General features: G+C 42.1%; 12 protein-coding genes. 3 read left to right on the plus strand and 9 right to left on the minus strand.

Annotation, left to right across the window (positions count from 1 at the left end):
- Positions 1–51: 51 nt before the first annotated feature.
- On the minus strand, positions 52–2,784 hold the full coding sequence (locus tag LKO28_RS07115) for a TonB-dependent receptor (protein ID WP_227694022.1): 2,733 nt from the start codon (positions 2,782–2,784) through the stop codon (positions 52–54).
- 211 nt (positions 2,785–2,995) lie between these two features.
- Here LKO28_RS07115 and LKO28_RS07120 point away from each other — a divergent pair, with 211 nt between their 5' ends.
- From LKO28_RS07120 to LKO28_RS07130, 3 genes are read left to right on the plus strand one after another with little or no spacing between them, the layout of a single operon-like run.
- Positions 2,996–3,634 carry an ABC transporter ATP-binding protein gene (locus LKO28_RS07120; protein ID WP_227694024.1) on the plus strand — a complete coding sequence of 213 codons (639 nt, stop codon included), beginning with the start codon at positions 2,996–2,998 and terminating at the stop codon, positions 3,632–3,634.
- 2 nt (positions 3,635–3,636) lie between these two features.
- Entirely contained in the window at positions 3,637–5,067 is a 1,431-nt protein-coding gene (locus LKO28_RS07125) for an ABC transporter permease (protein WP_227694026.1), read from the plus strand.
- A 58-nt stretch (positions 5,068–5,125) separates the two neighbouring features.
- Positions 5,126–5,614, plus strand: a complete 489-nt coding sequence (locus LKO28_RS07130; RefSeq protein ID WP_227694027.1) for a hypothetical protein — start codon at positions 5,126–5,128, stop codon at positions 5,612–5,614.
- 526 nt (positions 5,615–6,140) lie between these two features.
- On the opposite strand, the gene LKO28_RS07135 is transcribed toward LKO28_RS07130, so the two are convergent.
- The 8 genes from LKO28_RS07135 to LKO28_RS07170 all read right to left on the minus strand — a co-directional run bounded on the left by LKO28_RS07135 (position 6,141) and on the right by LKO28_RS07170 (position 13,241).
- Positions 6,141–6,857, minus strand: coding sequence for a 16S rRNA (uracil(1498)-N(3))-methyltransferase (locus tag LKO28_RS07135; protein ID WP_227694029.1), 717 nt, complete (start codon positions 6,855–6,857; stop codon positions 6,141–6,143).
- Positions 6,858–6,863: 6 nt separating this feature from the next.
- Positions 6,864–8,180, minus strand: a complete 1,317-nt coding sequence (locus LKO28_RS07140; RefSeq protein WP_227694031.1) for a hemolysin family protein — start codon at positions 8,178–8,180, stop codon at positions 6,864–6,866.
- Between the two features lie 8 nt (positions 8,181–8,188).
- Positions 8,189–8,731: an inorganic diphosphatase gene (locus LKO28_RS07145; RefSeq protein WP_227694033.1), complete on the minus strand. Its 543-nt coding sequence runs from the start codon at positions 8,729–8,731 to the stop codon at positions 8,189–8,191.
- Positions 8,732–8,734: 3 nt separating this feature from the next.
- Positions 8,735–9,409, minus strand: a complete 675-nt coding sequence (locus LKO28_RS07150; protein ID WP_227694035.1) for a DedA family protein — start codon at positions 9,407–9,409, stop codon at positions 8,735–8,737.
- 67 nt (positions 9,410–9,476) lie between these two features.
- On the minus strand, positions 9,477–9,887 hold the full coding sequence (locus LKO28_RS07155) for an HIT family protein (protein WP_227694037.1): 411 nt from the start codon (positions 9,885–9,887) through the stop codon (positions 9,477–9,479).
- Between the two features lie 284 nt (positions 9,888–10,171).
- Complete coding sequence (gene greA, locus LKO28_RS07160; protein WP_227694038.1) at positions 10,172–10,645, minus strand: transcription elongation factor GreA; 474 nt, start codon at positions 10,643–10,645, stop codon at positions 10,172–10,174.
- Between the two features lie 213 nt (positions 10,646–10,858).
- Complete coding sequence (locus LKO28_RS07165) at positions 10,859–11,563, minus strand: response regulator transcription factor (RefSeq protein ID WP_227694040.1); 705 nt, start codon at positions 11,561–11,563, stop codon at positions 10,859–10,861.
- Between the two features lies 1 nt (position 11,564).
- Positions 11,565–13,241, minus strand: coding sequence for a sensor histidine kinase (locus LKO28_RS07170; RefSeq protein ID WP_227694042.1), 1,677 nt, complete (start codon positions 13,239–13,241; stop codon positions 11,565–11,567).
- Positions 13,242–13,246 lie beyond the last annotated feature (5 nt).

Raw genomic sequence — 13,246 nt, forward strand, 5'->3', positions numbered from 1 at the left:
TTACTATTTACTTATAATTAACTCTCTGTTAGCTTTATGTTAAGCTTAACACTAAAATTTATAGTTTACACCGAGGCTAAAAAATGCCCCTCTTTTGTAGGAAAGTACCTTTATCGGGTCCACGTTCTGCTGCCATCTTTCAAAAGACGGATTCAGTATATTCCGGGCAGCGAGGTCAATTCCTAAATGTCGCGTGAGCTTAGACTTTAAAACGAAATCTAACGTTCCTAACCCTTTATCCACTAAGTTACCACGTCCCCCAGTTCCGATCGCATTGAGTTTATCGGAATAGTAATTGTACAGGAGGGTCGCCGTCAGGCTACGTGTAGCATCGAAGCTTTTTAGATAAGACAAATCAGCATTCACAATAAAATCGGATGCTCCGGTAAATTTGGAGGACACGCTTGTCGGATCAATATTAATCAGACCTTGCGTTTCTTTGAACACTTTTTCTGGATCGAATTTTTGATCCGTCTTCATGATGGCTGTATTAAATCCAATAGACAGTTTGTCATTGCTTAGATTCATCAAATACTTTTTCGCTTCAATTTCGATCCCGTATACATACCCCTTTTCACCCGTGTTTGCGTAAGACACATCATTTGCCGTCGATGAAACAATAATTTCGTTAATTGGATTCTCAATGTATTTTCCGAAAGCAGCAATAGAGTACAGCTCCCCGTCACTAGGAAACATTTCCCATTTCAAGTCCAGATTATAGTTATCCGAAGCGTAGAGATACTGGTTACCCACAAATGTTTGCGTCACTTCCTCATAGGGGAAACGCGCTCTTTCTTTAAACTGGGGCAAGGTGTAGGTCTTACTAGCACCTAGTCGCAGATTATTTTTATTATTCAGCTCATACTTGAGGTTCAAGCTTGGCAATAATCCATTTTTATTCAGTGTATTTTGACCCCTTGAATACTCAATACTGTAAAAGTCAACATACTGCTTAATATTTTCATAACGCATGCCCAATACCCCGGTCAGTCGATCTGTCAATCTGTAATCAAGACTTGCAAACCCTGCATGGATATCCTGATCCCCGGTGTAAGTTTGGAAAGCGTTTCCGGCTAAACCCACTATGTTATAAAATGTTCCGTAGCCAGCAGCCCCCAGATACTGATTCAAGTTAGCCGGATCTATCGTAGTCGTATTCTGCTGTCCATCCAAAATATTAAAGTTGAGCTGCATAACGTCAAAAGAACGCTCTTTCATTCTACCGTTATACCCTACGGTCAATTTACCCTTATCATCTCCTATTTTGTATGATGCCGCAATATTTGCAGCGAGTTCATTCTCTTTAAGATAATAGGTATACCGATGGTTATCGGCCGCGTTAATACGGATGAAATGGTGTTCACCGCTAGCCGTCTCACTATGCATGCTCTGCAAACGATCAGGCATATCTCCTTTTACATGGTTGTAAGCGAGTCCCCAATCTAATTCAATTTTGTCCGTCAACGTGTGTTTACCTAACAATTGATTAATAAATAATTGCGTACTCGAAAAGGTACTACGGTTAATTGTTCCGCGGTAATTTTCGGCGTCAACACCACCATCTCTGATGTACCCGGTAAATTTATCTCTGTATTGATTACCAGCATTAACGTACATAAAATTATACGTCAGCTTATGATTAGCGTTAATCTGATAATTGGCATTTAGCATCCCCGTCGTATTTGCCGTATAGCTTTGTTGCGATTGATTGAGCGCTTTTAGCGGCGCTCCCTGTGCACTATAGCTTGAATTCACCCCTTCTCTGGCCCCATATCCATTAGAAAAGTTCACCATCCCAAACAAAGTCATCCTTCCTTCAGATCCCACATTGAATGAATCTCCAGCTTTCAAGGCAAAATTCATAGGAAGCAATGTCTTCCTTTTCGGATCCCATCCATTTTTGAAATGGTAACTTCCTTGTGCATCCGCAGGTGCATTGTAGTCTGAGTAACCAAAAAAGTTTGGACCTTCTTGGAGATAAAAGTTATCCCATTGCTTTACGGCATTGGAATTCACCGCAGAACCTAGTGAGACTTCGAAGAATTTATCACCTTTAAAATCTTTAGAACCGATATTTACGGTAGCTCCGCCAAAATCTCCATTTAACGGCGAATGGTAGGATTTATCTACACCAACGTAGTCCACTACATCCGTGGTAAACATATCCAACCCAATATTTTTTAAGTTGGGATCGCTAGCCGGTATAGGCAATCCATTTAACGACGTAGAAATATACCGATCTCCGAGTCCACGTACATAAACCTGTGTGGAACCTTCCTGTCGGGAGACACCTGATAACTGGCTTACCGCAGCAGCAGCATCACTCACTCCCTTTCGCGACAGTTCCTGTGCTCCAATTTTCTCCAGCATCAAGTTAGATGCTTTACGCTCCGCCAGCAACGCAGCTTCACTGATATACTCCCTTCTACGCGTAATAACGACTTCCTCCAGCGTAGAATTCTTATTGACCAAAGTTACGGGCACAAATTCCCATTCACTTGGTTGAAGATGGAAGCTCGTTGAATCCGTATCATACCCAACGAAGGTACTAACCAGAACATATTCGCCCTGCTTTTCCGGCAACGTAATCGAAAACTCTCCCGCATTATCTGTAGATGTAGCATACTGCGTATTCGCAATCTTGATGCTAACTCCAGAAATAGGCTGGTAAGTTTCGACATCCAAAACTTTTCCCTTTACTCCGAACGACTGTGCTTTAGCTCCTGAAACCTGCGCGGTGACTAGCGTAACGACCAAAGCAACATAATAACTAATCTTAATCATGGTGTGTGTTAATATTATGTTGCAATATTATGAGCATAATATTAGCTAACTGTTAACAACTGATTATTAAAACATCACTTGTTTGTTAAAAAATTATTAAGCCCTATCCTGACGGTCCGTATCTTTTTCGTTAAATCCGTACAATAACAAATCGTTTATTCGGACTTATCTATAATAGTTAGTAATTTGGCTTCTTTAAAAACAACAAACTATGACAGATGCGGTACTATCGTCCGTCCGGTTAAGTTATCACTATCCACAAGGTGCGAAACTAACATTTCCGGACATCCGTATAGCAAAAAATCAACATAGCTTACTCTTAGGCGACTCGGGCACGGGTAAAACGACACTTTTACATTTATTGAGCGGACTGTCTACACCGACTACGGGTGAGGTTCATCTCATGAACCAATCACTGTATACTATGCGCGGGGCAGCACTAGATGCTTTCCGGGCAAAGAATCTCGGTTTTATATTCCAAGAAGCACATCTCTTACGAAACCTTACCGTAACCGAAAACATCAAGTTAGCACAATACCTCGCTAAGAATCCCGTGGATGAACAGGCTATCGCCGACCTATTGGATCAGTTGCAATTAAACGATAAAGCCCATGTATTGCCGAACCAGTTGAGCCGTGGACAAAAACAACGCGTAGCCATCGCCCGAGCAGTCATTAACCGACCAGGTCTCTTACTAGCTGATGAGCCTACCGCGTCCTTAGATGACAAAAACACCGATTTGGTGCTGCAATTGCTGTTCAACATTGCAAACAATTATGGTTCAAGCCTGCTCATCGCTACCCACGATAAGCGTATAAAAGACCAATTCACGAACTCTTATCAGCTGTAGCTATGCATAACATACAACTCGTCTGGAAAAATATCAAACAGGAACTGGGTTCGACCCTGCTCAGCATATTACTCACCGCCTTCGGTGTAGCCATCCTATGCGTTATCTACATCACCGGCGATACCTTGGAAAAACAACTGACAAATAACACCAAAAACATAGATCTTGTTGTCGGCGCAAAAGGGAGCCCCTTTCAACTCATTCTGAGTTCCCTCTACCATGTAGACAATCCCACCGGCAATATTGCGCTAGCAGAAGCACAGCAACTTGGTGAAAATCCTTTTATCGACATCGCGGTTCCCATATCACTCGGCGATAATTTCAAAGGGCATCGCGTCATTGGAACCGAGCCCTCCTATCTAGATCTATATGGTTTATCGATAGCAAAAGGAGAATTATGGGAAAATTCCTTCGAAGCAGTGATCGGCAGCGAAGTTGCACGTAAAAGAGGTCTAGGAGTAGGCGATGAATTTTTTACCGCACATGGCCTTTCAGAAGATGGGCATGTACACGACGACCATCCTTTTAAAATAGTCGGTATTTTAGAAAAATCAGGTTCTATTGTGGATAATCTTATTCTATGTAACTTGGAAAGTGTATGGGATGTGCACGGGTTGCACCACAGCGATCATGAACACGACCATAACCATGACCATGAACACGCTCCTGCCGATACCGATGGGCACAGCCATACACCTGATAATAACCATGATTCTGCTAGCCCTGCACATCACCCAAACGAGGATCACCCGCATACCCACGACGACCATACACATGATCACGACCATGAGCATGATGAAACACATGAGCATGAACAGGATCAACTCGTAGCTGAAAAACCACGGGATACCTTTGTTAAAAGTATCGGAGCCGATATGCTGGAAGATCGGGGTGAGGAAGTAACCGCATTACTGATCAAATACAGTTCGCCTGCAGCATTGGGCGTCCTCCCCCGATTAATCAACGAATCTACCGATATGCAGGCAGCATCGCCCGCCATTGAAAGCACCCGCCTTTTCTCCTTATTAGGTGTCGGACTAGATTCGCTCGCTGTTTTAGCCTATATCATTATGTTCATCGCGGGTCTAAGCGTATTTATCAGCCTATATAACGCCATGAAAAAGCGAAAATACGACCTCGCCATTATGCGTTCCATGGGCGCGTCAAAGACTAAACTTTTCAGTCTAGTACTCGTCGAAGGTGTAGTGATTACGTTAATAGGAGGAATAGTCGGCTTGCTATTGGGCCACGCAGCGCTATATGCGATCAGCCAGCAAACGAGCGAAAGTGCTGATTTTATGGAAGCATTCCGCATCCATCAACAAGAACTATTTATCGTCCTAGCTGCTTGCCTATTAGGCGTATTAGCGTCGGTCATACCGGCAATTAAAGCATATAAAACATCCATTTCGACTATTTTAGCAGATAAATAACCCGGGGACGGACTCCGTTAGCAAGAAAACAAAAACGTTAGATAATTGAACAGATAACATGAAGAAGAACACGATACACCTATTTTTACTAATATGCCTATGCATGGTCGGCGTGGCGAAAGCCCAAATCGGACACTTTCCGGACGCCAATGTACCCGATCATACACCAATGATGAACAGCACTTGGGAGGCGATAGATAAAATGATGTATAAAGTCACCACAGAAAACAACAAGAAAATATATACGCCACATTATCCACCAGCGCTAAAAGCTCTGGAGAATAAAATCGTCGAACTTCCCGGCTATCTCGTACCACTAAACAGTGGTCGCAACCACAAGACCTTTATGCTTTCGGTACTTCCCGTTATGCAATGCATGTTCTGCGGCAGCAACGGCATCCCTCCCATGGTAGAAATTTTCATGAAAACAGATGCCATAAAATTTACCGAAGAACCCATCAAAGTAAAAGGGAAAATGGTGTTTAATCCAGAGCCGCTGAAAGGAAATGCTGAGATACAGATCGTAGATGCGGTGCTCGTTAAATGATTCTTTCTTTTTCTCCGCGAAAAAGAAACAAAAAGCTCGTCGCTTCAAATGTTTTACATAAGGGATAGTACTAAGGATGAATTTGTACAGTCGTAAAACATTTGGATGCGACATTTTGCGTTAAGAGAGGGGTGGTACAATATCTTGCAACCGTCAAAAAGATATTGTTAATTCGGGATAGTGCTAAGGATGAATTTATACGGACCTCAAACATCCGGATGCGACAATTAAGATGAAGGAAGGGATAGTGCACCCGCGTTAACATGAACGATCAATAATGAATAGCTACTGTGCGGAGCAAAACGACCTTATATCGTTCTGCGGCCATTTTTCTGAAGATTATTCCGTAAAAAACAAAATACTGTCCGAGCATAGCGAGTTTATTTTGTTTAGGAATAGACGAAGAAAAATAGCAGAACGATATTTAGTCTTGACTTTTTGTCTCCTTTTTTGTCAAGAAAAAAGGAGTAAAAGAACTTTGTATAAAAATATACCTTCGTTTTTTCATGAAGGAAAAAATGAAGAATTACCGATTTAAAACCGCTATTTCTAGGCAGCTAGCTAGCGCCGCTGTTTCCGTGCGCAAACGGCTATTTCCTAAAGAAACCGGTTGATAGCCCAACGCGCGTGCCTGTGCGATCTCAGCGTCGGAAAAATCACCTTCGGGACCGATCAAGATCAGGTATTTTCCACCGGGACTACAAATATCAGCTAAATACTGTTTTTCGCCCTCGGCACAATGCGCAATCGTACGGACGGTATACGCTTCCGTTTTTTGCTGTTCGAGAAAATGTTGTAAAGAAATCGCCGGATTGATTTTTGGGAGATACGCTTTTAGCGATTGCTTCATCGCTGCAATGGCCACTTTATGCAAACGCTCCGTTTTCACCTCCTTCCGCTCAGAATGCGCCGAAATGATCGGCGTAATCTCCTGGATACCAATTTCCGTCGCTTTTTCCAAAAACCACTCCAGCCGTTCCATATTTTTGGTTGGGGCGACCGCCACGTGCAGCTCATAAGGGGATTTTCCATATTGCTGTTCTACCGCACGTATGGATAACGTCGTACGTTTCGGGTGTGGATCTAGAATCTGTGCCCTATACCATCCACCCACGCCATCAATGAGATATATCTCATCGTCCGCCGTCAAGCGCAATACACGAATCGCATGCTTGCTCTCCTCTTCGGTCAGCATGAACTCCTTATGATGAGGCTCTATAGTTGGGGTATAAAATAAGTGCATGTTTATTTATTCTTCATCCACGTCATCGTAGGGTGTCTCCATCAGCTCCAGTTTCACGAATTCGATATTTTGCTGCGTCTTCTTGATAATTGTAAAAGAATATCCCGCTGCTTTCCGCACCTCACCCACATCCGGAATCTTCTCAAAGTAGTGACTTACCAGCCCCGCCATGGTATCATAATCCGAACTTTCAGGCAGTTCCAAGGGCAGGTATCCATTCACATCATGTACATTTGCTCCCGCATCCACCATATATTCCGTTTCCGAAATCTTTTCCACAACCGGAGTTTCCTCATCATACTCATCCTGGATTTCACCCACAAGTTCCTCCACGATATCCTCCAGCGTAACCATACCTGCCGTGCCCCCGAATTCATCCAAGACAATAGCGATCTGAATCCGCTTTTGCTGAAATTCAGCCATCAGGTCATTAATCTTCTTAGTTTCAGGAATAAAATAAGGCTTACGGATAATATTCTTTAACACGACCTCCTTACCTTGAACAATAATCGGCAGCAGATCCTTCGTATGGACTATACCCACGATCTGGTCTATATTATCATCATAGATCGGAATACGTGAATAACCTTCTTCCGTAGCGGTCGTAATAAGCTCTTCTGCCGTGTCTGTAACCTCTACCGCAACGATCTTCGTACGAGGAATCATGATATTTTTCACGATCCGCTCATTAAAATCGAAAACGTTTTTGATGAGCTCATGCTCAGCGTTGTTCAATACACCACTCTCTTTCCCTTTCTCTAGCAGATACTGCAACTCTTCCGACGAATGATTCGTCTCATGACCATGTACTTCGATCCCCACCAAGCGTAGGAGAAAATTGGCGAAGCCATTTAATAACCAAATAATCGGTCTGAAGATATAATAAAAGAACTGCAAAGGTGCCGCAATCCGCATAGTAGTGGCTACCGGTCTTTGTATAGCAATAGATTTGGGGGCTAATTCTCCAAAAACAATATGCAAAAAAGTAATGATACTAAAGGCCAACACATGTCCTAAATTTTTCGCCACCGTCCCCGTCAGTTCCACATCGAACAGTCCAAAAAACTCGTGGACAATACGCGTCATTACGGCCTCTCCCACCCATCCCAGGGCAAGAGAAGCCAATGTAATTCCTAGCTGCGTAGCCGCTAAATAACCATCTAAGTGCTCGGTGATATTCTTAGCAATTTTGGCAACTTTACTGCCTGATTTTGCCTGAAGCTCAATCTGCGAAGCACGAACTTTTACAATCGCAAATTCCGCAGCGACGAAAAAACCATTAGCGGCCACCAAAAATACCGTCCAAAAAACATCGAGAGCCATGTTGCTGATTATTTGTTACCGAATTCTTTTTTATACAGTTCGATACTCTCCACTAAAATCTCCTGTGCACGTTCGCGGCCAAAAACACCATCCACGCTTACTTCTTTTTTCTCCAGCGCCTTATAACTTTCGAAAAACTGGACAATTTCCTTCATCGTATGCGGCGCCAAATCTTCGATATCATTCAAGTGATTGTATGCCGGATCATGCTTCGCTACCGCGATGATTTTATCATCCTGCTCGCCACCATCAATCATATTCATTACGCCGATTATTTTCGCTTCTACCAACGTCATGGGTAAAATATCTACCGAACAGAGCACCAAGATATCTAAAGGATCGTTATCATCGCAATAGGTTTGCGGAATAAACCCGTAGTTAGCCGGATATACCACCGATGAACTCAAAACGCGATCTAATAAAAGAAGACCCGATTCCTTATCTAGTTCATACTTTCCTTTAGAACCGTTCGTAATTTCAATAATTGCATTGACCGAATTTGGCAGATCGCTCCCAGGAGCTATCTGATGCCAAGGATGTTGTTTGTTCATTAATTAATTAACGTTACTGTTATGATTATTTGTATTATTTGCTTTTGTTTTTCTACTCGTTAACCATCTTTTAATCAAGGCGATCACAATCGGCAAGAAGGCAATTGCAATCAATCCCACAATGATATATTCTACATAATTGATGATAGCCGGAAATTTCACACCTAGAAAATACCCCGTTAAAGTCAGTAAACTGACCCATAATATAGCACCCGAGATATTATAGAAAATAAATTTTTTAAAATCTAACTTCACCACACCCGCGAATATAGGTGCAAACGTACGGACGATAGGCACAAAACGACCTATAACGAGCGCTGTTCCACCATATTTCTGATAGAACTCTTCCGCCATAATCACATATTTACGCTTGAAAAGAAGAGAATCTTTTCGTTTGAAGAGTACCGGCCCCGTTCGATAACCAAACCAATAGCCCGCAAAATTCCCCAATATTCCCGCACCTAAGATCCCGAAATACATCGTCACGATATCGACATCAATTTTGCCTAGCGCGCAAAATAAGCCTGCGAGGAACAGTAAGTAATCGCCAGGTAAAAAGAAGCCGAAGAAAAGACCTGTTTCAGCAAAGACGATAAGCACTACGATATAGAATCCGCCGTGGCTTAATAAATATTCCGGATCCATCAATTGCTGAAAGGACAGCCATAAATCTTGCATAATTTCTATTTAGTCTACCAGCATTAGCTGATCTAAAAGCTTTTCGTTTCTAAATTAGCTATTATTATTAAGGATTAGTCACTTCCGAAATGGCTTGCCTGATATCTTCTGCAATCTTGGTCATCTCCTCATCTGATAGACTCAATTTCGGGCGCGCGAAGTTCATATCATCCACTTTATTTAAGGGAATCAAATGGATATGCGCGTGTGCCACCTCTAACCCCACTACCGCAATCCCCACCTTCGGACAAGGAAACACCTTTTTTATACCTTGGGCTACAATCTTGGCAAATACCCACATACCCATATATTGGTCATCATTTATATCAAAGATATAATCCGTTTCCTTTTTTGGAATAACCAACACATGGCCCCGGGTTAACGGGCTAATATCCAAAAAAGCTAAATAATCAATACTTTCCGCTACTTTATATGCTGGAAGCTCTCCCGACAGGATCTTTGAAAAAATTGTTGACATCTTTTATCTTTTTTAAAGAAAAACAAACAAATTTACACAAAATGCCCTGTATTCACGAACCGAATTTTAAATGAGTTCCTGCATGCCTTTGCAAACAAACAAAAATGCATAAGTCGAAATAGAAAAATCAGTTGGTACCCTATACGTTTACCTGCAATCTAACCCCGTCCCAAAAACACACAAAAAAAACGGCTGCTCTTTTTGCAACCGTTTTCTCTTGTTTCTATCTATATTTCTTAAACGATGTGCGGTTATGGCAGCAACCGCACATAACCGTTCATCTTTTATCTGGAGATTTCCAAGATTTCGAATTCCATAACACCTGCCGGCGCTTCCACCTGAGCAACCTCGCCTACCGATTTACCTAGAAGTCCCTGTGCAATAGGCGACTTTACAGAAATCTTGCCTGCTTTGAGATCCGCTTCAGTTTCGGAAACCAGCTGATAGGTCATCACCGCATTATTTTTCTTATTCTTAATCTTTACATACGACAAAGCCAATACTTTCGACGTATCCAAACTCGATTCATCAATCAGGCGAGCACTGGCCAAAACACCTTCCAACTTCGCGATCTTCGCTTCATGCAAACCCTGTGCTTCCTTTGCCGCGTCATATTCCGCATTCTCGGATAAATCGCCCTTATCCCTCGCCTCTGCTATGGCTTTAGCGATATTCGACCGGCCTTCGGTTTTTAGATGCTGTAACTCTTGTTTTAGCTTATCTAAACCCTCTTGTGTGTAATAAGTTACTTCTGCCATATTTTTTCTTATTTATTTTCATTTGAATAATTTATTCCCGCCTAGTAATGAAACACGCATGAGCCTACTGATTCCCTAACTTGCCTCAGCATCAACACATGCGCCTTCAAAAAAAATTAAAAAAAGACAAGACCATACCGTCCTTCCAGGACAACATGGTCTTGCTCGTTACCTGCTAAGATAAGCAGCAACTTCTAAAAAAACAAATTTCTTTTACGATTCTTCTTCGTCGGTGTCCACAAATTTATACCCCAATCCGCGGACGGTCTGCAAGTAATGTGGTTTATCCGGATTCGTTTCTATTTTTTTACGAAGACGCACCACGTGCATATCCAACGTACGCGTATTAACATTAGAACTATATCCCCACACCACTTCCATCAGCTCCTCCCGCGTGATTTCTTTCCCCACATTTTGTAGGAAATACAGCAATATACGATTCTCTAATATCGTCAATTCGATCTTACGTCCATCTCTTACCAGCGAGTGTATCGTCGGGTGGTGTTCCGTTTTGCCAAACGAATACACATCTGTGTTTTTGGGTAAAAAGAACCGCACCTTGTTTTCGATCATCGCCACGAGCACATCCATGTTAAAAGGCTTCGTAATGTAATCCGTCACACCATAGCTATACGCATCAATTTTATCCACATCCTGTGACTTGGCCGTCATCATAATAATGATATGCTCGAAACCAGCCTTGCGAACCGATTCACAGACATCAATCCCCTCTTTTCCGGGAAGCATCCAATCGAGCAGAACAACCTCCGGCTTTTCCTGCAAAATCAATTCTTCCGCTTCCAAACCATTAGCCGCCTGAATAACCGTATAGCCTTCCGTTTGCAAACGATGGGCTACCAAAAAACGTAAGTTTTCATCGTCCTCTACTACAGCAATAGTGATATCTTTATTCGTCATATTATATAGTTCTTTTCGGTCCCAAAGGCAAGAGCAATGTAAAGGTAGTACCTTTTTCCGGTACACTATCCACTTTAATTTCTCCTCCCATGAAATCCACGATTTCTTTACAGAATGCCAAGCCCAACCCAATACTTCCTTGTTGGTTGAACTGGTTCTTTACCCGATAAAATTTTTTAAAAATACTATTAAATTCCTTTTTATTTATGCCTATTCCCCTGTCTTTAAATTTTATAACAAAATTCTTTTTGTTTTGTTGCACCTCAATATGGAGGAACTTCCGATCAGGTTCAGAATATTTGTAAGCATTATCAATCAGATTTTGGAATACGCTCAACAACAGCGTCGTATCCACCATCATATTGTTTTGGACATCGATTACATAGGAAAAGTTTAAATCCGGATATTTTAATCGCACCGCTTCAAAAATCGGCTCACAGAAAACCTCTACTTCCACCTCTTCCTTATTCGGTTTGATAGACTTGTTTTCAATCTGTGCAAATGAAAGCAGCTTATTCATTAAGCTATTCAGCTTATCCGCTTCCTGATCCAAAATCTTCCCATACATCCGTTGCTCCTCTACCGAAAGCTTCTCATTACTCTGGATATTGTTTCCCGCAATCTTAATCACGCTGACCGGCGTCTTAAACTCATGCGTTAAGTTGTTAATAAAATCATACTGCAATTGAAACAACCTACTATTGATCGTTGCATTCCGATAGATTAGATACGCAATAAAAATCAAAATGAGATACACGGCAGAAATCCCCAGACTAACTGGCCAGAAACGCCTGTTAATCTCTTGATTGATAAAACCCTCCGAACTCGTGTACTGCAATTTATAGTCCGACAATGCCCCAGGGAGCGGAAGTTCCGTCTGTAAGTAAAAACGCTGATCACTCACACTACCCGATACGATAGGTAGCACCTCGATCTTTTCATATAAATTAAGCGCAACATTCTTAATTTTGATCTTGCTCGGATCGATCAAGAAAATAAACATATCCTGATCATAGGTCAGCACGGTCGTATCCGGCACCGACATCATGTGCTTATAAAGCAATAAATCCGAAATACGCGGAATATTCATGTAGGTTACCTTTCCCGGGTTCAGCGTATAAAACACCCGGTAGATATCGTCATTCGACATACTCGTCGATTCGTTCACCCGATCTAAGAACCCCACAAATTTAAGCACCATCGTATTAAAATCATCTACATACGTATGCGTCTGCGTACTTTCGGGGCGCTGAGCGATCAGCCTGTTGTTCTCATCCAAATGAAAAGAGGTGATGCTTTTAGGGTACAGGTGGAGGTGGTTATATTTAATTCCTGCCGGAATAGAATCCGCGTTGGTGATGGCAATATCGTAAAATAGCACCCGGTCTAGAAAAGTATATTTCCGGATCACGTCGTTCACATAAGAAGCAGCCTTTACCGAATCCAAATACCCCTGATAATACGATATTTCCGGAATTTTATCATTAAAAAACTCGTGGAATGGCTGTATGGACCGATCAAACACCTCTACTTTACGGTTATTGAACTCGGTTTCGATAAAATTGGCAATCATGGAGCGTGCCGAAAACATAGCCACCCCAAATAGCACGCTGACCAATATGACGAAAGCAATGAGCAACCCAAAGTTTTTGCGGTATTTAAGCTGGTTATACGCCATGCTAT

The organism is Sphingobacterium sp. FBM7-1 (genome assembly GCF_020687765.1).
In the GTDB taxonomy this organism is placed as follows: Bacteria; Bacteroidota; Bacteroidia; order Sphingobacteriales; family Sphingobacteriaceae; genus Sphingobacterium.

Excerpts from the sequence above, each read along its gene's own strand:
- greA (WP_227694038.1), bottom strand. The coding sequence starts at position 10,645 with ATGGCAGAAGTAACTTATTACACACAAGAGGGTTTAGATAAGCTAAAA.
- LKO28_RS07115 (WP_227694022.1), bottom strand. The coding sequence starts at position 2,784 with ATGATTAAGATTAGTTATTATGTTGCTTTGGTCGTTACGCTAGTCACC.
- LKO28_RS07150 (WP_227694035.1), bottom strand. The coding sequence starts at position 9,409 with ATGCAAGATTTATGGCTGTCCTTTCAGCAATTGATGGATCCGGAATAT.
- LKO28_RS07155 (WP_227694037.1), bottom strand. The coding sequence starts at position 9,887 with ATGTCAACAATTTTTTCAAAGATCCTGTCGGGAGAGCTTCCAGCATAT.
- LKO28_RS07125 (WP_227694026.1), top strand. The coding sequence starts at position 3,637 with ATGCATAACATACAACTCGTCTGGAAAAATATCAAACAGGAACTGGGT.
- LKO28_RS07145 (WP_227694033.1), bottom strand. The coding sequence starts at position 8,731 with ATGAACAAACAACATCCTTGGCATCAGATAGCTCCTGGGAGCGATCTG.
- LKO28_RS07120 (WP_227694024.1), top strand. The coding sequence starts at position 2,996 with ATGACAGATGCGGTACTATCGTCCGTCCGGTTAAGTTATCACTATCCA.
- LKO28_RS07130 (WP_227694027.1), top strand. The coding sequence starts at position 5,126 with ATGAAGAAGAACACGATACACCTATTTTTACTAATATGCCTATGCATG.
- LKO28_RS07140 (WP_227694031.1), bottom strand. The coding sequence starts at position 8,180 with ATGGCTCTCGATGTTTTTTGGACGGTATTTTTGGTGGCCGCTAATGGT.
- LKO28_RS07165 (WP_227694040.1), bottom strand. The coding sequence starts at position 11,563 with ATGACGAATAAAGATATCACTATTGCTGTAGTAGAGGACGATGAAAAC.
- LKO28_RS07135 (WP_227694029.1), bottom strand. The coding sequence starts at position 6,857 with ATGCACTTATTTTATACCCCAACTATAGAGCCTCATCATAAGGAGTTC.
- LKO28_RS07170 (WP_227694042.1), bottom strand. The coding sequence starts at position 13,241 with ATGGCGTATAACCAGCTTAAATACCGCAAAAACTTTGGGTTGCTCATT.